The sequence below is a fragment of the Bacillus sp. FJAT-52991 genome, from assembly GCF_037201805.1.
GTDB lineage: Bacteria > Bacillota > Bacilli > Bacillales > Domibacillaceae > Bacillus_CE > Bacillus_CE kandeliae.
The window spans coordinates 2,115,586-2,135,083 of sequence record NZ_CP147404.1 but is presented as its reverse complement, the minus strand read 5'-3'; the positions used below and the strand labels follow the sequence as shown (position 1 = coordinate 2,135,083).

Here is a 19,498-nt window from a genome sequence, read left to right as displayed (position 1 = left end):
CCAAAAGGAGTAAGTAGTTAAACTTGCTCTCCTAAATTAATCTTTATCCAATATTAAAAGTGTAACCGATTAATAATAGATAAATAGGGGATCCTTGGATGAAGTCCTAATGGAATTTGAAATGCGACACTTTCTATTTCAGATTTGGTAATCGACTTTCTACCACCATTTTTCATCCGGTCCCAAAAATCAAACAAGTGAGTAGCCGGAAGATAAAATATTTCTTCTAATGCAGCAAAACGGAGAATGACAAAGCTTATGCCATTTTGCTTTTCCACCATTTTCATATGATCAATTTGATGCGGATGAAAATTCTTGAGTGGAAAAGAGGTTAAGTTTCTTGTTTCCTTTGCTTCAAAATCCAAATACTTTCCTCTGTACACACCGTTGTAATCCGTCGTCGAGGCTTGTTTGAAATAAGCTTCTTTAATGACAGCTGCGCTCCTTTTTGGGTAATCAACTTGAACAATTTGGACGGGTGTTGGCTTTTTGTGAACCACAGCTATACCACGCTCTAAATAATACTTATTTGTTTCGTTTAGATCCTCCTCAAGCGTCATTCCTCTGTTGCTGTAGTTTTGTTGTTTCAATTTCGGTGGTAAAGATGATGCTTGTGATTGTGGAGCATACTTTTTTCCGTTTGGATATTTTATCACCATTGAATACACCTCACAAGATACTACATATCATAACAGAAAAATTTATTTATGGGGCAGGAAAAACATGAAAAGAGAAATCGAAACACAGAAACGATGCAACATGCCCCACTTCTTCTATTATAACCGCTTCTTTGATATTCTGCATTTTTCAAAAAATAGGTATTTGGACTTTGTCGAAATTAGTGATATTAGTTGTAAACTAGTTTCTTTCTTTGCCGAATAGGTACTAGTTTTGTCAGGTGTGAAGGGAATTATTAATTGGTAAACGAATAAGTATACATATAAACGATAGGTCTCTGGAATGAAAGAACTATAAGAAAAAGGAGTGGTGAACGTGACAAGAGAAGAGGTACTGCGCACATTGATGGAAATTGAAGAGACAGTCGGGCAGATTGAAAAAGAAATGAAAAAACGTGTGACTATTTTGCATAAAGCTCATTGCAATCGCCTCTGGAGAAAAAAAGAGCTCATCTTAGAACGAATAGAACACCTTGAAGAAGGTGCAAACTATCTTCTTTCCGCTCCTTCTTCTTATAAAATGGTTCAATCATTCAAAGTGACATACGAGCCGCTATAACTCGATTGCTTGAAGTCTGACAAAAAAACTTATAGAATGTGAACATCTGTAAGGAATTGCTGCAGTCAGAGGAGAATGTCAGATGAAAGAGCTTCAGAAGTTAACAACTGAATTGATGACAATTGTCAAAGAAGCAAATGAGATTTACCACGAGAAAAGAAAAACGAACGAAAAAGGCGATTTCTATCAAGAGGTCAAGCCGTTTGCCGATCGAGCGAATAAAGTGTCCATCCACTGGAAAAAAGAAATAGAAACACAGCTACAACAAGGGGGATTTAAATATATCCATCAACCACAAGTGAAGGCAGTGGTTGAAAATATTGAGTTAGTGTCTGTCCAAGCTTTCTTTCCAGAAACAAGCTACACTCGCTTTAAAAATTATATAGAATCGACGAATTTCTTATTAAATAGCCTGTTGAAAGAGCTGAAATGATTCTCACTTTTTGCCCTGCTGTTTCATACGATAATGATGAACAAACCGTAAAGTAGGGGGAGAAAGAATGAATCCTTGGGAAGTGATGCCGCCTCGGCCTGAGTATTATATGTATCATCCGTATAGCCCATCTTATCCTGCTTTTCATTCACAAGCTCAAGAGTATTCTTCATTTGCTGGTCATTTATTTGATCATCCGTTGTATCAAATGCAAATGCCTGAACAAAAGCATCCACTTTATTCGCAAATGCCCCTTGCCCCATATCCTACCAATATACCACAAAAGAACACGAGTAATATGTTTATGCAGTCGTTTAAAAATGAAGATGGATCCTTTAACATCAATAAAGCATTAGATACAGCAGGAGTGATGATGAATACGGTTTCACAGCTAGGGAGCATTGTCAAAGGAGTGAGCGGGTGGTTGAAGGTATGATCATAGTTTGAGAAGAGCCGCAAGAGGAGATGATCCTTTTGCGGTTTTTCTTTATCCCGCATTAACGGGCTGTAAGACCCCCACTGATTGAAGTTTCACTTTATTTCTACATAGATTGACTCATCTTTCGGCTGTTAATTCCAACTAGCAAACCAAACGTTTATTCGTTAGACTATTACATATACATAAGGGAGCGATGTAAATGATCGGTAAGAAATCACTTTCAGACCTCATTCAAGAGTTAAAAGATAATGAAAATATTATTAACTGGCATGAAATTGAACCGCAGGAGGCGCAGACAAGGCCGATACCCGAGCGTGTCGATGCCCGTATTAAGCTTGCACTGCAAAAGCGAGGGATTGGTGAATTGTATAGTCATCAGTTGACCGCTTTTGAAACGGTACAAAAGGGAGAAAACATTGTAGCGGTTACGCCGACAGCTTCAGGAAAAACATTATGTTATAACTTACCAGTCTTACAGTCTATTGCTGAAAGTGAGACGAACCGAGCTCTTTATATTTTTCCTACGAAAGCCTTAGCGCAGGATCAAAAAAGCGAAATGAATGAACTGATCAACGAAATAGGGATCGATATTAAGAGCTACACATACGATGGGGACACTTCGCCTGCCATTCGGCAAGTCGTAAGGAAAGCGGGACATATTGTCATTACCAATCCAGATATGCTACATTCTGCGATCTTGCCTCATCATACGAAATGGGTCAGTCTGTTTGAAAACTTGAAGTATGTCGTGATCGATGAACTTCATACATATCGTGGAGTGTTTGGTAGTCATGTGGCCAATGTGATCCGCCGGTTAAAAAGGATTTGCCGATTTTATGGAAGTGAGCCGATCTTTATTTGTACATCCGCAACGATCGCCAATCCAAAAGAATTAGCCGAGCAGCTGACGGGCAACCCGATGCGTCTTATAGATAATAACGGAGCACCAAGAGGAAGAAAGCATTTTGTGTTTTATAATCCACCTGTGGTGAACAAGCCATTAAACATTCGAAAAAGTGCCACAGTAGAAGTCAATCATTTAGCGAAGGAATTCCTTAAAAATAATATTCAAACGATCGTTTTCGCTAGAAGTCGGGTACGCGTGGAGATTATTTTAAGTCATATTCAAGAATTGGTGAAACATCAAATCGCGACGAAATCGATTAGGGGTTATCGCGGCGGTTATTTACCAAAGCAGCGTCGGGAAATTGAAAAAGGATTAAGAGACGGTGACATTTTAGGTGTGGTGAGCACAAACGCTTTAGAGCTTGGGGTAGATATCGGCCAGCTGCAAGTGTGCATCATGACTGGATATCCTGGGAGTGTTGCGAGCACATGGCAGCAAGCAGGAAGAGCGGGGAGACGGCATGGTGAAGCATTAATAGTGATGGTAGCTAGCTCCACGCCGATCGATCAATATATTGTACAAAATCCGTCGTACTTTTTCGAGCGATCACCTGAATCGGCTAGAATCAATCCCGAAAATTTAATTGTTTTAGTCGATCATTTAAAATGTGCCGCCTATGAACTGCCATTTAAAAAAGGGGAAGAGTTTGGAGCGCTCGACGTTGATGATATTTTAGAATTTTTAGTGGAAGAACGAGTGATTCACCAAAATGGTGACACGTATTATTGGGCGAATCAGTCATTTCCGGCAGGAGAGATTAGCTTGCGATCAGCTTCTCAGGAAAATGTTGTTATTGTTGATCAGTCAGAAACAGGAAATGTTAAAATCATTGGTGAAATGGATCGCTTTAGTGCGATGACTTTGCTTCATGATGAGGCCATTTATTTACATGAAGGGGTTCAATACCAAGTAGAGAAATTAGACTGGCCACATAAAAAGGCATATGTCAGAGAAGTAGATGTCGAATATTTCACAGATGCCAATTTAGCGGTACAGTTGAAAGTGCTGGAAATCGACCTAACAAAACAGAGAGAACAGACGTCCCTTCATTACGGTGATGTGACGATCAATATATTGCCTAGCATCTTTAAAAAAATCAAACTAAGCACGTTTGAGAATATCGGATCTGGACCAATTCATCTTCCGGAAGAAGAATTGCATACGAGCGCAATGTGGATTGAGTTAATAGAAGTAGACCCGACGATCGGAGAAAAAACGCTTGAGCAATTATTGTTAGGCGTGGCGAATGTGCTACAGCACGTTGTCCCTGTCTATGTGATGTGTGATCGCAAAGATATCCATGTCGTGTCACAAATAAAAGCGACTCATTCTGGACTACCGACCATCTTTTTATATGATCATTACCCTGGTGGCATCGGATTAGCTGAAGAGGTGTATAAACGTTTTGATTCTATCAAAGAGGCGGCTACCAACTTAATCAAACATTGTCCTTGTGAGGATGGATGTCCTTCATGTGTTGGGACGGAAATAAGTGGGATTCAAGCGAAACAACAAAGTATACAATTGTTAAATCAATGCTAATATGATGTTTTCCAGCGGCGGATGAATGAAGGAGGAAAGTAGATGAGTCTATCTAACAAGCTTCAGCGAATGAAGTCTCATTTAATTAAAGAGGAACAAATAGTGAATGAGGAGAAAGAGAAACCCATTTCTATGGAAGGCTGGGACAACGCTCAAGTAACTCCATATGTACTTGGCGATCAGTATTGTTTCATTCGAGAGGTTCGCTATCCGCTTCATTATCAGCATGGACGCCATTCTTTTTTGGAAATAAAGGAGGCGGTGAAGACTTGGAATGATTGGGACGGGAATCATCCGCTTTCTGCTAAAGGGATGCAAGCAGAAGACTTGTTTTTCTTCGATACGGAAACAACAGGGCTTGGTGGAGGAGTGGGGAACACCATTTTTCTGCTAGGCTATGCTCGCGTATTGGAAGATCAAGTCGTTTTGCGTCAGCACTTTTTGCCAGAGCCGGGGAATGAAGTGGCGTTATATGCAAGTTTCCTTGAACAGGTCGATTACACAACACTTGTAACGTATAATGGAAAAGCTTTTGATTGGCCGCAAGTGAAAACGAGGCATACACTTGTTCGTGATCATGTCCCGAAGCTACCTACTTTCGGTCACTTTGATTTATTTCATGCATCTAGACGATTGTGGAAGCATACGATGGAATCAGTGAAGCTTGTAAATGTGGAAAAAAATATTCTCAATATTGAACGTCAAGAAGATATTCCCGGATTTTTAGCCCCGATGATTTATTTTGATTATTTAGAGCGGAAAGATCCAGAGGGAATACTAAAAATTATGGAGCATAATGAGAGAGATATTTTAACATTGATTACGCTTTATACACATTTGAGTCATCATATTTTGCAAAAAAATCAAGACAGCACAGAGCGGGAGCGAATCGAAGTAGCGAAATGGTTCGATTACATTGGAGAAAAGGAGAAGTCGACTCAAGCCTATCAGCAAATTGCTGAGACCCATTCATCGATGATCGGATTAGAAGCGAAACATGCTCTTGCTTTTCATTACAAAAGGAAGAAACAATGGCAAGAAGCGATCTCGTTATGGATTGAAGTATGTACAGATGGTTCGGATCGGTGTAAGAAAGAAGCTCACCTAGAATTAAGCAAATACTATGAACATCAAGAGAAAGATTATCCGCTAGCGTTAAAGCATGCTCAACATGTCGCCAATATGTTGACTGAATCCAATGAAATGATGATAAAAAGACTGAATCGCATTAAGAGAAAAATAGGAAACTAACCAGTATCATCCTTGGAATTTGTTTTTATACAAAAAATGTTCACTTTCTTATTAAATTCCCCAAATTCCTAATGGATATTTATTGTATATTCAAAGCAAAGGTTGTAAAATGTAGAATCATGTAGAAATATTATGAAAAATACTTATGGGGTGGATTGACCGTGTATCGTGCTTTATTTGTCTTGTTTTTTGTTTTTGTTTGTTTGACGGCCGTAGTGATGACGAATTTAAAGACGAGTTTCTATAGCTTTATGTAAAATAGGTGTTTGTAATAGTACATGTTCCCTTGTCCTTTCATAAACTGCTTATGTAAATAGGAAAGTGAAAGGGGGAGTCCAAATGTTTCCTTGTAGACCACCTATAGTGATGCCAGCTGTGGTTCATCCACCAAAATGCTGTGAAAATCACATGTTTGAAAATATTATTGTTCCACATATTCATCCAACTCATACAACAAATGTGCAGCATCAACTGTTTGAGCATCAGCATTATTTTCCGCAGACACAGTCCTTTGTTCAAAATGCCCAATACCAGCAACAGATGTGCGGAGGTCGTCCTAGACCGCCTTTTGGCTATTAATAGTAAATGAAAAGTAAGGGGTAACCCTTGCTTTTTATCATTGTATAGGGGAGGATGCATATGTCCGTTTGGGCTGTGACTGGCTATAAACCTCATGAAATTGGGGTGTTTAAACAAAAGGATATAGCCATTGATTATATAAAGAAAGCCCTCAAACAGCAACTTCTTCAGCTTTTAGACGAAGGGCTTGAGTGGGTCCTGATTAGCGGACAGTTAGGTGTGGAATGCTGGACAGCTGAGGTGGTCTTTGAGTTGCAGAAGGAAGGTCGGGATGTAAGGTTAGCCATTCTCACTCCTTTTCTTCAGCAAGAGGTCAATTGGAAAGAAGAAAAGCGTACATACTATGAAGTGATTGTTAGTCAAGCGGATTTTGTTGCTTCTGTATCCAATCAGCCGTATACGAGTCCGCAGCAATTTAGAAACAAAAATCAATTCATGTTACAAAAATCGGTGGGACTGCTTGCCTTATATGATGAAGAAAAGGAAGGCTCGCCACAGTATTTATATCAAATGGCGAAACAATGGCACGAACAACGATCATATCAAATTCGGCAAATTAGCTTTTATGATCTTCAACTTATTGTTGAAGAAGAGCAATTAAACAATTTAGACTGGGAATAAGGGATGTTTCAATTGACAAAACAGGCTATTTTTGAAAAAATGAATAAAACAGTTGCACTATATTGAGGTGATGACGAAGATGTTATCTGACAAATTAAAATTAACAACAAAAGACATTTTAGAAAAAGAATTTAAAACATCGATGAGAGGCTATCATCCAGATGAGGTCGATCAATTTCTAGATCTTATCATTAAAGATTATGAAGAGTTTCATCAAGCGATTGAAAAGCTACAACAGGAAAATATGCGTTTGAAAAAACAAAGTGAAACAACTATGACGCGTTCTCAGCCGACGCCTTCACCACAATCGGTGGCAGGGTCGACTAATTTTGATATTTTAAAACGTCTATCCAACCTAGAAAGACATGTGTTTGGCGATAAGTTGTACAATGAATAAGTTGCTAAATGAGGTAATTGAAATCAATCATTGCAATGAGGTCTATTTTCCTCTATAATGGTTCAGGTGATAATAATAACGTTCGGGTAATCGCTGCAATCTTTAAGGTTGTAGAGGAAAGTCCATGCTCACACGGTGCTGAGATGCCCGTAGTGTTCGTGCCTAGTGAATAAATAAGCTAGGGCAGTTCGGTGAAAATCCGATTGACGGCAGGGAAAATACCTAAGTCGATGAGATATGGTATGAGTACCTTGAAAGTGCCACAGTGACGGAGCTTTATAAGAAATTATAAAGGTGGAACGAGGTAAACCCCACGAGTGAGCAACCCAAATTTAGGTAGGGGCATCTTCTTTAAGGAAATGAACGATAAGAAGGGCGGATGCCAATGAAGGCGTCCGGAGATAGATGATTGCCACCGGAGTACAAGATCTCCCAGATCGCTTGCAGTACGATGGAACAAAACATGGCTTACAGAACGTTATTGTTGGGAAACTAACTTCACATGCTCTCCTATTATAGGAGGGCTTTTATTCTATTTCGCGTAATATTGGTTATGAAAGATAGCATACATAGGTCACATATATATAAAAATAAAGGTACATAGAATTTAAAGAGTGCAGGTGAAATGATGGCGACATATACATTAATTGCTACGGCAGCGATGGGTCTGGAAGCGCTCGTAGCGGACGAGATAAAAAAGCTCGGCTATGAAGGCCGAACAGAAAACGGAAAAGTCATTTTTAAGGGAGACGAAGAAGCGATTGCTCGCTGTAACTTATGGCTGCGCACAGCGGATCGCTTAAAGGTCGTAGTCGGTGAATTTAAGGCAACGACGTTTGACCAACTATTCGAATCGACGAAAGCGTTACCTTGGGAAGAATATTTACCGGTAGATGCGGAATTTCCGGTACAAGGAAAGTCTGTAAAATCGACGCTGTTCAGCGTATCTGATTGCCAAGCGATCGTTAAAAAAGCGATTGTTGAACGGTTAAGATCGAAGTATAAAGTGCAAACATGGCTGCAAGAATCAGGACCGCTATTTAAAATTGAAGTCGCTTTATTAAAAGATAAGGCAACGTTAACGATTGATGCGAGTGGCGTTGGCTTACATAAACGCGGATACCGAATTGCTCAAGGGGGCGCACCGTTAAAAGAAACGTTGGCTGCGGCGCTTGTTCAATTGACAAACTGGCATCCCGATCGTCCATTTGTCGATCCGTTTTGCGGTTCAGGAACGATTCCAATTGAAGCGGCTTTAATTGGTCAAAACATTGCTCCTGGCTTCAACCGTGATTTCGTATCTGAAAGCTGGCCATGGATGAAACAAGCTGTATGGGATCAAGCAAGAATCGAAGCGGAAGATGTGGCAAACTATGATCAACCACTTGACATTGCTGGTTATGATATTGATCATCGCATGGTCGATATTGCAAGAGAGAATGCCTTTGAAGCAGGGCTTGGAGATTTAATTGAATTTAAACAAATGAATGTGGCGGATTTTACGACAACGAAAGAATATGGCGTGATCATTGGGAATCCTCCATATGGAGAACGTCTAGGGGATCGTCCGGAAGTTGAGCAAATGTACAAAGCTATGGGTGCTGCTTTAGCGCCGTACGACACGTGGTCTGTGTACATGATGACGTCACATGAAGGCTTTGAACAATTTTATGGCAAGCCAGCAACAAAAAAACGGAAGCTGTTTAACGGCTTTATTCGAACAGATTATTATCAATATTGGGGTAAACGCCCACCGAGAAAAGAAAAATAGAACAGGTTTTTGAGCGGAGCGACAAGTCGTCTTCGCTCTTAGTCTTTTGCTTCATGATAGGTCTATCTATACGTGAAAAAGTTAGAATATTTTGTTATAGTAAATAATTAGGAAATGAATCGATTATTTTTTCATGAAGGAGGTTGTGTTTACAGTGAGCGACAATCTAATTTCTCATTATGGCTGGTTTAAGTTTTGGGGAGTTGGCATTTTTGTTATGCTCGTGTTGCTATCGTTGTTATATATGAAATTAATAAGTAAATATAAAGTGACGACTAAGCAGAAGTTCTTTTTTTTCACAGCGGTTGTGTTAGTTTATCTTTTTAAAGGAAGTCCAATAGCTGTAGTGAGTGCCGATCAATTATTTAGCGCCCATGTGCTGCAACTGATGGTGATTTTATTTATTGTGCCACCGCTATGTGTTATGAGTTTGCCGGTTGATTTTTTGCGCTCTTATTTTTGGTCTTATCAAAAAAGAAGAGTGATGAAGTGGCTGACTCATCCGTTTCCATCTGCGTTATTATTTAATATGTCGTTATCTGTTTATTTTGCTCCACCCGTTTTTAATGTGATCAGTGACCATTCATTATTAACGTTCGTTGGTCAAGGAATATTGCTATTGTTTGCTTTTATTATGTGGTGGACCATTATTACGCCGCTTCCAGAAATGACGAAGCTTTCCGAGCCTGTCCGCGTCCTTTATATTTTTTTAGCCTCGCTGTTGCTTTTACCGGTCGGTATTTTTCTTCTTGCTTCAGGAAATCCGCATTATACATTATATCAAGAAGGTCAACAAATCCTGCCTAGCTTATCGGCACTAGGGGATCAGCAATTGGGAGGCGGCTTTCTGAAGGGGATTCAATTGACGACATACGGTATTGCTTTATTCGTTATTATGTCAAAGTGGGCGAAAAAGGAAGAAGAGCCTGATGATGATTATCCCTACTATGCTAGAGAAACGTTTAATATGCCTTATAAAAAGAAATAAAAGCTACAGAGCATCGAGCTCTGCAGCTTTTATTTAGCGTTAAACAGGTCCTTCCACTTTAGGTTCTTACCAAAGTTTGAAGCCTTTCGATCCGATTGGTCCGTATTGGAACATATCCATGACTGGAATGGCGTAAGCGATCAAGATTAAAGCGACTGTTACTGTAATCCAAATTTTCCAGTTTTCGAAGATCATTGGTGTTTTTTCAGCACCTTCAGCTACTTCTCCAATTGGGAATTCTTGTTCGCCTTTTGGTGCAAACCAAACTAGGTTAATAAAGATGATTAGTACTAAGATGATTCCTAAGAATAGAATGGTTCCTCCGACAGCTTGAGCAATTTGATATGGAATCCAATCTAATGCTTGTGCCGCGTCCCCGTAAGTGGAGAAGGATGAACGGCGTGGAGCCCCTAGTAACCCAGCCGCGTGCATGGCAGCTGACATAATCGTCATACCTAGTGCCCATGTAAAAGCTTGAACAATAGCTAATCTATTCATTGCAGGCGTTAGTACACGTCCTGTTAAATGAGGGATGAGCCAGTAAGCGATACCGAAAAATGTTAATACGACAGATGTGGCAAGTGTTAAATGGAAATGCCCTGTTACCCAAATGGTATTATGAACAACTTGGTTCATTTGGTTCGATGCGTTAATGATTCCGCCTGCTCCTGCCGGGATGAAAGCAACCATTCCGATAAATGGAACGACAAAGCGTGCATCTTTCCAAGGAAGCATTTTAAACCAGTCAAATAACCCTTTTGCGCCACGAGAACGACCATACAATTCAAAAGTGGCAAATAAGCTAAACGCTGTCATTAACGATGGGATAACGACCATCATTGTTAAAATGACTTGAAGGAATTTCCAGAATGGGCTAATTCCTGGTTCTGTTAACTGATGGTGAAAACCGACAGGCACAGAGAATAATAAGAATAAAATAAAGGACAGTCGTGCTAATGAATCAGAGAAAATTTTTCCGCCAATGACTTTTGGAATGATCACATACCAACACATATACGCTGGAAGTAACCAGAAGTATACAAGCGGATGTCCGAAATACCAGAACAGTGTACGGCTAATCAGTACGTCCACACGATCGACTAAACCTAAAGACCAAGGAAGTAATTGGAAGATTACTTCTGCTGCTACTCCTAGTGTAGCCACCAACCAAAGGACGATATTGATGACAGCCATAAACGTAAAGAGTGGTCCAGGTTGGCCAGGATTTTGTTTCCGCCAAGAGATGTATTTCGCTATTTGAGCGAATCCGACTAACCAGCTACCAACGACAACAAATGTCAATCCAAGATAGAAAATCCAATGAGCTTGTAATGGGGCATAAAATGTATAAAGGACAGTTGCTTCATTTAATAAAATCATGGCAGTAGCCATTGCAGTACCAGTTAACATTACCCAAAATCCAATCCAGCCTGTTAAGCGTTGGCCTTTGGATAAGGTGCCAGCTGTGCGGCTCACACCTGCTACTTGGAAACCGAGAATAAAGAAAGTTGTTAAAACAAGCCCGAGTAATACTCCATGTGTTGTTAATACTTGATAATAGCCAATATTTAATGGTAATTCAAAGCGCCCAGAGCGAACTAATACTTGCAATAGACCAGCAAGTCCTCCAAGTGCAAGGGCCGCAAACGCGACATACATATGAGCCATCGCTAGCTTAGCATCTCGGCGATCGACTTTTGTTAACGGATTGTTCATTCTTTTTCCACCACCTTAAACATCGATTTCATTGTGTGGTGACCAGTACCACAGTATTCATTACAAACGACAAGATATTCGCCAGGCTCATCAAATGTGGTAACGATTTCATTCACGTGACCTGGAACAAGCATCATATTAATATTCGTGCCGGCCACTTCAAATCCATGAACGACATCTTTTGTTGTGGCAATGATTTTCACTTTTGAACCTACTGGAATTTCGACTTCACCAGGGTTATAGAAGAAGGCTGATGCAAGGACAACTAATTCATAATCCCAATCTTTTCCTTCGACCTTCTTTAAACCTGGTTTATCAAAAGGTGCAATTTGTTCTACTTTTTCATGATTGATGATGGCATTTGCACTAGGCGGCTGATGACCTTGATGGAAAGCACTAATTCCTAAAATAACAAGAAAGACGACTAAAGACGAAATTCCAAAGGTTAGCCACCATTTTTCATAACGGTGAAGATGCATGATTTATGACTCCTCTCTTAATTGCGTTCTAAGAAAATGGAAAAAACGATAAGCCAAGTGATGATTAAAAATATTCCTATTCCAAATACAGCATATAAAGTGCCTTTCAATGATGAAGAATCTTCTGGATTTACTTTTACTTCTGTCATTTCTTTCGTTTCAAGCTTTGCCATTGATCTCACTCCTTTTTCTCCTGTCGAATATCTTTCGTTATCATCATCATAAGGTTGAGAATAGAATCCATCTGTGAGAATTATCACAATCAATAACAGGATTTGTGAAGGAAATGTGAAGATTGTATGAGTAAGATTTGAAGAGGAAATATAGAAATACTGGGAAATTTGTTTAAATCAACGAATGTTTTTTCAAAAATAACGTTTATTGTTCGTGAATAAGCTTGTATTTCTTCATGTTGCTGGTATAATGTTAATACATTATTAATTAAAATTTAACATTCGCTCATATAATGGCAGGAATAGGGCCTGCAAGTTTCTACCAGATGACCGTAAATCGTCTGACTATGAGTGAGCAGTGGCTGCATTCATAGGAAAATATGAATGCAGCGAAAGAACCCAAAGGGCATTGCTTCACTCTTTTTTTGAGGAATGTAATGATCTTTGGGCTTTTTTATGCCCCAAAGATCAACTATTGTTGAGGGGGAAACAAACATGGAACGTTTACAGCAGAAAATTATTGAGGAAGGCAAAGTACTTTCAAATGAGGTATTAAAAGTAGATGCCTTTTTAAATCATCAAATTGACCCGGTATTAATGAAAGAGATGGGACAAGAATTTGCTCGTTTGTTTGCCGAAGATGGCATTACGAAAATTTTGACGATTGAATCTAGCGGGATTGCCCCGAGTGTGATGGCAGGATTAGAAATGGGTGTACCAGTTGTATTTGCGAGAAAGCGCCAATCACTTACGTTAACGGAAGGGTTATTAACAGCGGATGTGTATTCATTTACAAAACAACAATCCAATCGCATTGCTGTTTCTAATGCCTTTTTAAATAAAGAAGATCGCGTCCTGATTATTGATGACTTTCTAGCCAATGGCCAAGCGGCTTTAGGACTATTAAATATTGCCGAGCAAGCTGGTGTGCATGTAGCTGGAATCGGAATCGTGATCGAGAAGTCTTTCCAAGAGGGAAGAAAGCTGCTTGAAGAAAAGAATGTACGCGTTGAGTCACTTGCTCGCGTTCAATCGCTAGAGAATGGCCAAGTGACCTTTGTCGAGGAGGCACGTGCATGAAAACTTCTGTATTAAAAACGGCATCGCTTGGACTGCAGCATGTACTAGCGATGTATGCTGGAGCCGTTATTGTTCCATTAATTGTTGGTGGGGCGTTAGGGTTAACAGCGGAACAGTTAACTTATTTAGTATCGATTGATATTTTTATGTGCGGTATTGCGACCTTTTTGCAAGTTTGGAAGGGACGTTTCTTAGGAATTGGCTTGCCAGTTGTATTAGGATGTACGTTTACCGCAGTCGTTCCAATGATTAGCATTGGTGAATCGTCTGGCATTTCCGCCGTATATGGAGCGATTATTGCTTCGGGAGTTTTCGTCTTACTAGTATCATCTTTCTTTAGTAAACTTGTCCGCTTCTTTCCACCTGTCGTGACCGGCTCCGTGGTAACCATTATTGGAGTGACGTTAATTCCAGTAGCGATGAATAATATGGCTGGAGGCGTTGGCAGTAAAGATTTTGGTTCGTTATCCAACCTTGGTCTTGCAGGAGCGACATTACTATTAATCATTGTGTTGTATCGTTTTTTTAATGGCTTTGTTCGTTCGATTTCCGTGCTGATTAGTTTGCTTGTCGGAACGGTGATTGCTTTCTTTATGGGAAAGGTCGACTTTTCACCTGTGCAAGAGGCATCTTTCTTCCATATGGTGCAGCCGTTTTATTTCGGCACCCCTACATTTGAAGTAACAGCCATCTTAACGATGATTTTAGTGGCAATGGTTAGTCTTGTAGAATCAACAGGTGTCTACTTTGCCGTGAGTGATATATGCGACGAGCACATCACAGAGAAAGATATCGCGAAAGGGTATCGTGCAGAAGGGGTTGCGATTATACTTGGTGGTCTCTTTAATGCGTTTCCTTATACTGCTTTTTCGCAAAACGTCGGTTTAATGCAATTATCAGGTGTGAAATCAAAACAGGTGATTTACTACACTGCAGGATTTTTAGTGGTGCTAGGGTTAGTGCCGAAAATCGCGGCGTTTACGACAATCATTCCTCCGTCTGTTCTCGGGGGAGCGATGGTCGCCATGTTTGGGATGGTCATTGCTCAAGGAATTAAAATGTTGAGCCAAGTCAATATGGAGAAGCAAGAGAACTTATTAATTATTGCTTGCTCCGTGGGAATGGGACTTGGTGTGACTGTTGTTCCGGATTTATTTGCTAACTTGCCAAAAGGACTGCAAATTTTAACGGGGAACGGCATTGTGGCTGGCAGTATGACGGCGATCGTTTTGAATATCTTGTTTAATGAAATCGGCAGTAAACGTAAACAAGTGGTGGCGTTGAGTGGGTCGAAAGTGTCGTAAGTACAATTGCAATATACTAATATTAGTAGCACAAACGAAGATTATCATTTAAAAAGATTGTGACCTATAGATAAAAGGTCACAATCTTTTTTTGGGTATTATCATTTTATGGATTTTGTTCTTTGATCATGGTTAATAGCATTAGTTTGATCAAATTTTTATACTCAACAAGGGAAATTAATTCCAATATAAGTATTAATACCTATATTATTCCGTCTGATAAATTATTATACTATTGCTGTATTTGATCATGCAACTAATGAGACCCCATCACGTAAATTATAAGTCATTTAATGTCTAGTGAGAGATTGATAAGTTTATCGGTATAATTTTCTTAACTTTCAAATGATTAATCTGATTTTTTGCATCATTGCTCAAAACGTGCAGGAAAAGACAAGGAGCGAGTGCATTATCCTAATGTACCGAAAAAAGATCCGCGTAAACATGACCATTATTTCTATCCAAAGAATAGAGTATAGAATTATCTTTTAATTCCTAAAGGGGGCGTATTAAAATAAATGAATATATTTCAAGCTGCAGCACATGGAGAACTAGGTATTGTAAAAAAATTCATCAAGGATGGATTCGATATTAACAAAGGGGACAAAGATAAATATACAGCACTCCATTGGGCAGTTCAAGAAGATGAATATGAAGTTGTTAAATATTTGGCAGACATGAACGCTAACCTTAATTCCAAAGATATCGATGGCTCGACACCACTTGAAATTGCTAGTAGCAAAGGGTTTACTTCTATTGTTGAGCTGCTAATTGAGTACGGTTGTGATTTAGATGTACATCGTGACAGATATACTCCTTTACATGCTTCCTCAGCACACGGAAGAGTCGAAGTTTCCAAAATATTGATTCAGCAAGGGTTATCTGTGAACCAACAAGATCAAAATGGAGAAGGCTATTCTCCATTACACTGGGCAGTACAAGAAGGGCATTTAGATTGCGTGAAATTATTAATTCAGGCAGGGGCAGATGTTAATTTAAAGGATATAAACGGTTTTTCTCCTCTCTATATAGCAGCGAGCGAGGGACATGAGGATATAGTGAGTTATCTTATTCATTCTCATGCGAATGTGGATATTCGAAATGAATCCTCTGATAATGCTACACCTTTAATTATTGCTTGTGCATATAACCATCGAAAGGTTGTAGAAGTACTGATTAAAAATAAGTCGGATTTAGAAATAAAAGATTCAGAGGGAAAAACCGCCCTATTTGCCGCGGTTGAGCATGCTGATAAAGAAATTGTTCATTTATTATTAGAATATGGAGCTAAAAAAGATATTGTAGACAATAGCGGTAAAAGACTTTTAGCATTGCTAGATAAAAACTTGTAACATCAATTTTCCCAAAAACAAAAGGAGTCATCAGGGTACCAAATAAGCTGAGAATGGCATCTGATGATTCCTTTTTATAAAATACCATAAATTTTTTCAAATCAAGTATTATTCTTCATCATTTTCATCCACCTTTTTAGAGCTATGGGGTCTAACCCCATAGCTCTAAAAGGAGTATAAAATTCAGTGGGATGTTGGTAATAATCTTGTTTTAGTTACTAAGAAAAAACATAAAGGAAAAGGCGGAAGAGTATTTTCAATTGATAATGGTAAAGCAACCTACATTCATAAAAAAACAGGAAAGAAATTACAAGCAAGTGGGTATTGGCATTTTCACGTAGGTGATGCACATTACAATGTGCCAGAAGCAGGACCTAAAGGATACAAAATACAAAAATAAAGGAGAGATACTTCTGTATGAACTCAGTTCCTACTATATCTATCCAAACTGACAGTTCTTCATTAGATAGCTATGGTTTTACGATCAATGAAAAAGTTAAGGTATTTAATTTAATTATTGAACCTATCTCTTTATTAAAGCCATTTGTAGTGGATTTCCTTAACCAAAAGTCTATTGTTCCAATTATAGTATTTATAAGTGTATTAAGAGGTGATGAAGAACAATTTCAGGATGAATTGAAGAGTAAACAGATCAATTTTAATTTAAGTTATTTAAAATATAAAAATCCAATTTTCATTATAGAGCTCACAAATAAAACAGTTTTAAATTTTTTAATAGATAAAATGTTTGAAACTATAATGATTGGACTAGATAGTTATGTTTTAATTACTGATAAATTTGAGGCTTTTAGCTCTAAACCTTATTCAATAAACCGAGGTGTTTTATATTTTTCGCTACATTCTACTGCCTCACTACTCTGTATAACTGAGGTTGGAATTAGTTTATTTTTAAATGATGAAAATTATGGGAATTTAGAGGGTGTTATTACTAAGATTTCTGCTGGATATTTTATAAATAAAGAAAATAATTGAATCTGTGGATTTAAAATAAAGTCGCGACGTTTATAAAAAAGATTAACCGTTTTAGAAGAGAAAATATAAAGAAAACATTGATATATCAGTGTTCATAAAATGTTTCGATCGAATTTTTTTATAAAAAAATAAATATTATACTATTTTTGTATTTATTCATGCAAATAATGAGACTCTGATTGCGTTAATTATACATTATTCGATCTTCAATAGGAGATTGATAGATACTTTGCATAATGAGGAAAAGGCCAAGTTAATTTAGGGAAATTCAATCGAAAAATGAGAGGGGAAACTGCATATAGAGATCCCCAAACAGGTTGGAGCATTGATAAAGATACAGGTGGTCGTTGTAGCAGTAAATGGAAATTAAAAAAGGCGATAGAGTAGCCTCATTAGATGGTTTAGGTAAAGTCCTCGCAAAATAAGAGAGTGAAAGTAGTTCTTACTACTTAGGAGATGAATTAATGAAAGCATTAAAAATGAATGATTTATTAAAAAATTTAATAAATTACGATTTTTATGATTGGGAAGATGAAGATAACAACAAATACGTTTTAAAAATAGGAATGCCTAACAATCTGTTATCAAAAATAAATTTTCATGAACTATACGATTCATGGGGATTTGAAGCGATAGAGAATGAGTATGCTAGCCCTTCTTTTAGTCAAAAAGAGTGGTTGAAATTAGAAGAAGAGTTTTTTACTTGGCTAGAAAAGGCAGGCCCATATCTTTTTCCTAAGGGAAAGGTGCTCGTGACACCTAGTCTTGAAAGAAATTGGCTTTTATATGAAAACTCTTCCCCTATATGGGATGAAACTAATGAATGGATAAGACAAGATTATGAAAAGTATTATTCTAATTTATTAAAAGCGAAGATCTTTGAAGAACCTCCATCATCAAAAGATGATTATAGGGGAGCGATAATTGAAAGTTACTCCGAAATAAAAATTGTTGGGAAAATGGCTATCAAGGGGGTCCCATTGTTATTTTTCTCAAATGAAAATTTAGTTGTTCATATTACTGAGTATTTGTCGCTTTTAATATATTTTAAAAATCATAACTCGCTTGAGCAAGGTAAGACCAAATTAATGAATTTGTTAAATGCTCAAATTCTAGAAGACTAAAATTTATTTTTGCTTAAAAGCAACAATGAGTGCTAGGAATCATTCAGGTTTTTTGATACCTAGCACTCTTACATTTATTACTCTTTTTGGACTAAAGATACTATTGTTGAATTATTGAGAAACCTGCTTCTAGCTTATTAATACGAATGAAAATTAGTGATGATCTATTCAATTTTTATCGATTATACACTATTCTTTAGTAGCTTCACCGAATACCTCCCGTTGTTCGTTTTGCGAGTAGTTAGTATACAGAACTGTTGTCTCAATTGAATTATGCCCCAGTTGATCACGTAACCCTACTAACGAACGGTTTTTAAAGGGAAAAAAATCAAAACCTAAAATGTGGCATTATCATATTTCTAATCCGGCATACCACTATGTTTTTAAATTCAATAAAGCTTATAAAGACGGATGGAGATTTACTGATAAAAAGTATTATATATGGGCCTAAACAAGATTAAAATGAGATGTGCTATTTGAAAAGGGAGGATCGTAATATGTTGCCAGAAGTAGCTTACTATCCGCCAAAAGAGTTAGAAGAGTTGTTAAAGAACGGTATTTACGGATTTCATATAAAAGGACATCTTCCTTTCTCTTTTGACATTGAAACGGACGTTTTGAAACATGGAAATGGACAGTGGCTTTTAAAACTAATGGAATCACAAAACATGTCTCCTATCTATATTCTACTTAGAATATCGTTTGGGCAGAAAGAATTTTTAGATAAATGCCTTGAAGTTGCTGCACATTATGAAATAGTGAGGGTAAACAAAACAAATACCGTCATTACAATCACCGCGAAAAATATGGATACATTTGCTGCACTATTGCCAAACTTGATTACGTTTGGTTGCGCTCTAGATACAGTCTTGTGGTCTAATTACCCTTGGGTCTTTTCTGAAGTATCGATAGAGAATCAAGATAAAAATGTCCTTTTGGTAGAAGTTAAAGCCGAAGCAATTATATACTGGGTTGGATATGACGGTAATTGGATTGGAATACTTACTGGAAATTCCAATTATTCAAGTTATGAAAAAGTGATTTCAAGATTATCTCCAGCTATAAAAGTAGAGGTATTTGAAAGGGAAGATATAGACTTTGAATGATAACAAG

Annotated in this window: 20 protein-coding genes, 1 other RNA gene and 1 riboswitch; of the genes, 17 read left to right on the top strand and 4 right to left on the bottom strand. The window is 38.0% G+C overall.

Going from position 1 to position 19,498, the window contains the following annotated elements:
- Window positions 1-53: 53 nt before the first annotated feature.
- Window positions 54-659, bottom strand: a complete 606-nt coding sequence (gene recU, locus WDJ61_RS10905) for a Holliday junction resolvase RecU (protein ID WP_338749602.1) — start codon at window positions 657-659, stop codon at window positions 54-56.
- Window positions 660-993: 334 nt separating this feature from the next.
- On the opposite strand from recU, the gene WDJ61_RS10900 reads away from it, so the two are divergent.
- From WDJ61_RS10900 to WDJ61_RS10850, 11 genes are all read left to right on the top strand, one after another.
- On the top strand, window positions 994-1,236 hold the full coding sequence (locus WDJ61_RS10900; protein WP_338749600.1) for a hypothetical protein: 243 nt from the start codon (window positions 994-996) through the stop codon (window positions 1,234-1,236).
- A gap of 82 nt (window positions 1,237-1,318) precedes the next feature.
- Window positions 1,319-1,669, top strand: coding sequence for a DUF1798 family protein (locus WDJ61_RS10895; protein ID WP_338749598.1), 351 nt, complete (start codon window positions 1,319-1,321; stop codon window positions 1,667-1,669).
- Between the two features lie 67 nt (window positions 1,670-1,736).
- Window positions 1,737-2,105: a YppG family protein gene (locus tag WDJ61_RS10890; RefSeq protein ID WP_338749596.1), complete on the top strand. Its 369-nt coding sequence runs from the start codon at window positions 1,737-1,739 to the stop codon at window positions 2,103-2,105.
- A 205-nt stretch (window positions 2,106-2,310) separates the two neighbouring features.
- Window positions 2,311-4,557, top strand: a complete 2,247-nt coding sequence (locus tag WDJ61_RS10885; protein WP_338754773.1) for a DEAD/DEAH box helicase — start codon at window positions 2,311-2,313, stop codon at window positions 4,555-4,557.
- A gap of 42 nt (window positions 4,558-4,599) precedes the next feature.
- Window positions 4,600-5,808, top strand: coding sequence for a ribonuclease H-like domain-containing protein (locus WDJ61_RS10880; protein WP_338749594.1), 1,209 nt, complete (start codon window positions 4,600-4,602; stop codon window positions 5,806-5,808).
- A 339-nt stretch (window positions 5,809-6,147) separates the two neighbouring features.
- Window positions 6,148-6,387, top strand: coding sequence for a CotD family spore coat protein (locus WDJ61_RS10875; RefSeq protein ID WP_338749592.1), 240 nt, complete (start codon window positions 6,148-6,150; stop codon window positions 6,385-6,387).
- 60 nt (window positions 6,388-6,447) lie between these two features.
- Window positions 6,448-7,008, top strand: coding sequence for a DUF1273 domain-containing protein (locus tag WDJ61_RS10870; RefSeq protein WP_338749590.1), 561 nt, complete (start codon window positions 6,448-6,450; stop codon window positions 7,006-7,008).
- Window positions 7,009-7,087: 79 nt separating this feature from the next.
- Window positions 7,088-7,405, top strand: a complete 318-nt coding sequence (gpsB, locus tag WDJ61_RS10865) for a cell division regulator GpsB (RefSeq protein ID WP_338749588.1) — start codon at window positions 7,088-7,090, stop codon at window positions 7,403-7,405.
- 78 nt (window positions 7,406-7,483) lie between these two features.
- Window positions 7,484-7,881, top strand: an RNA gene (rnpB, locus tag WDJ61_RS10860) — RNase P RNA component class B.
- A gap of 152 nt (window positions 7,882-8,033) precedes the next feature.
- Entirely contained in the window at window positions 8,034-9,176 is a 1,143-nt protein-coding gene (locus tag WDJ61_RS10855) for a class I SAM-dependent RNA methyltransferase (RefSeq protein ID WP_338754772.1), read from the top strand.
- 154 nt (window positions 9,177-9,330) lie between these two features.
- Entirely contained in the window at window positions 9,331-10,164 is an 834-nt protein-coding gene (locus tag WDJ61_RS10850) for a cytochrome c oxidase assembly protein (protein WP_338749586.1), read from the top strand.
- A 66-nt stretch (window positions 10,165-10,230) separates the two neighbouring features.
- On the opposite strand, the gene WDJ61_RS10845 is transcribed toward WDJ61_RS10850, so the two are convergent.
- The 3 genes from WDJ61_RS10845 to WDJ61_RS10835 are packed head-to-tail and all read right to left on the bottom strand — an operon-like array spanning window position 10,231 to window position 12,532.
- The gene (locus WDJ61_RS10845) at window positions 10,231-11,880 is read right to left on the bottom strand and encodes a b(o/a)3-type cytochrome-c oxidase subunit 1 (protein WP_338749584.1); all 1,650 of its coding nucleotides are present in this window, start codon (window positions 11,878-11,880) and stop codon (window positions 10,231-10,233) included.
- Window positions 11,877-12,359 (bottom strand): cytochrome c oxidase subunit II, encoded by a 483-nt coding sequence (locus tag WDJ61_RS10840; RefSeq protein ID WP_338749582.1) that lies wholly within the window; start codon window positions 12,357-12,359, stop codon window positions 11,877-11,879. Before WDJ61_RS10840 ends, WDJ61_RS10845 begins: the two co-directional genes overlap by 4 nt.
- A gap of 17 nt (window positions 12,360-12,376) precedes the next feature.
- Window positions 12,377-12,532, bottom strand: a complete 156-nt coding sequence (locus tag WDJ61_RS10835) for a cytochrome c oxidase subunit 2A (RefSeq protein ID WP_338749580.1) — start codon at window positions 12,530-12,532, stop codon at window positions 12,377-12,379.
- Between the two features lie 266 nt (window positions 12,533-12,798).
- Window positions 12,799-12,900: riboswitch (purine riboswitch) on the top strand.
- Window positions 12,901-13,027: 127 nt separating this feature from the next.
- On the opposite strand from WDJ61_RS10835, the gene WDJ61_RS10830 reads away from it, so the two are divergent.
- From WDJ61_RS10830 to WDJ61_RS10805, 6 genes are all read left to right on the top strand, one after another.
- Window positions 13,028-13,612, top strand: a complete 585-nt coding sequence (locus WDJ61_RS10830; protein ID WP_338749578.1) for a xanthine phosphoribosyltransferase — start codon at window positions 13,028-13,030, stop codon at window positions 13,610-13,612.
- Window positions 13,609-14,916 carry a nucleobase:cation symporter-2 family protein gene (locus WDJ61_RS10825; RefSeq protein ID WP_338749576.1) on the top strand — a complete coding sequence of 436 codons (1,308 nt, stop codon included), beginning with the start codon at window positions 13,609-13,611 and terminating at the stop codon, window positions 14,914-14,916. The genes WDJ61_RS10830 and WDJ61_RS10825 overlap by 4 nt, the downstream gene beginning before the upstream one ends.
- 518 nt (window positions 14,917-15,434) lie before the next feature.
- The gene (locus tag WDJ61_RS10820; RefSeq protein WP_338749574.1) at window positions 15,435-16,268 is read left to right on the top strand and encodes an ankyrin repeat domain-containing protein; all 834 of its coding nucleotides are present in this window, start codon (window positions 15,435-15,437) and stop codon (window positions 16,266-16,268) included.
- 417 nt (window positions 16,269-16,685) lie between these two features.
- On the top strand, window positions 16,686-17,261 hold the full coding sequence (locus WDJ61_RS10815) for a hypothetical protein (RefSeq protein ID WP_338749572.1): 576 nt from the start codon (window positions 16,686-16,688) through the stop codon (window positions 17,259-17,261).
- Window positions 17,262-17,725: 464 nt separating this feature from the next.
- Window positions 17,726-18,385 carry a hypothetical protein gene (locus tag WDJ61_RS10810; protein ID WP_338749570.1) on the top strand — a complete coding sequence of 220 codons (660 nt, stop codon included), beginning with the start codon at window positions 17,726-17,728 and terminating at the stop codon, window positions 18,383-18,385.
- Between the two features lie 497 nt (window positions 18,386-18,882).
- Window positions 18,883-19,491: a hypothetical protein gene (locus tag WDJ61_RS10805; protein ID WP_338749568.1), complete on the top strand. Its 609-nt coding sequence runs from the start codon at window positions 18,883-18,885 to the stop codon at window positions 19,489-19,491.
- Window positions 19,492-19,498 lie beyond the last annotated feature (7 nt).

Coding starts and splice junctions, on each gene's coding strand:
- recU (WP_338749602.1), bottom strand. CDS start 659: ATGGTGATAAAATATCCAAACGGAAAAAAGTATGCTCCACAATCACAA.
- WDJ61_RS10895 (WP_338749598.1), top strand. CDS start 1,319: ATGAAAGAGCTTCAGAAGTTAACAACTGAATTGATGACAATTGTCAAA.
- WDJ61_RS10890 (WP_338749596.1), top strand. CDS start 1,737: ATGAATCCTTGGGAAGTGATGCCGCCTCGGCCTGAGTATTATATGTAT.
- WDJ61_RS10880 (WP_338749594.1), top strand. CDS start 4,600: ATGAGTCTATCTAACAAGCTTCAGCGAATGAAGTCTCATTTAATTAAA.
- WDJ61_RS10875 (WP_338749592.1), top strand. CDS start 6,148: ATGTTTCCTTGTAGACCACCTATAGTGATGCCAGCTGTGGTTCATCCA.
- WDJ61_RS10870 (WP_338749590.1), top strand. CDS start 6,448: ATGTCCGTTTGGGCTGTGACTGGCTATAAACCTCATGAAATTGGGGTG.
- gpsB (WP_338749588.1), top strand. CDS start 7,088: ATGTTATCTGACAAATTAAAATTAACAACAAAAGACATTTTAGAAAAA.
- WDJ61_RS10855 (WP_338754772.1), top strand. CDS start 8,034: ATGGCGACATATACATTAATTGCTACGGCAGCGATGGGTCTGGAAGCG.
- WDJ61_RS10845 (WP_338749584.1), bottom strand. CDS start 11,880: ATGAACAATCCGTTAACAAAAGTCGATCGCCGAGATGCTAAGCTAGCG.
- WDJ61_RS10840 (WP_338749582.1), bottom strand. CDS start 12,359: ATGCATCTTCACCGTTATGAAAAATGGTGGCTAACCTTTGGAATTTCG.
- WDJ61_RS10835 (WP_338749580.1), bottom strand. CDS start 12,532: ATGGCAAAGCTTGAAACGAAAGAAATGACAGAAGTAAAAGTAAATCCA.
- WDJ61_RS10830 (WP_338749578.1), top strand. CDS start 13,028: ATGGAACGTTTACAGCAGAAAATTATTGAGGAAGGCAAAGTACTTTCA.
- WDJ61_RS10825 (WP_338749576.1), top strand. CDS start 13,609: ATGAAAACTTCTGTATTAAAAACGGCATCGCTTGGACTGCAGCATGTA.
- WDJ61_RS10820 (WP_338749574.1), top strand. CDS start 15,435: ATGAATATATTTCAAGCTGCAGCACATGGAGAACTAGGTATTGTAAAA.
- WDJ61_RS10815 (WP_338749572.1), top strand. CDS start 16,686: ATGAACTCAGTTCCTACTATATCTATCCAAACTGACAGTTCTTCATTA.
- WDJ61_RS10810 (WP_338749570.1), top strand. CDS start 17,726: ATGAAAGCATTAAAAATGAATGATTTATTAAAAAATTTAATAAATTAC.
- WDJ61_RS10805 (WP_338749568.1), top strand. CDS start 18,883: ATGTTGCCAGAAGTAGCTTACTATCCGCCAAAAGAGTTAGAAGAGTTG.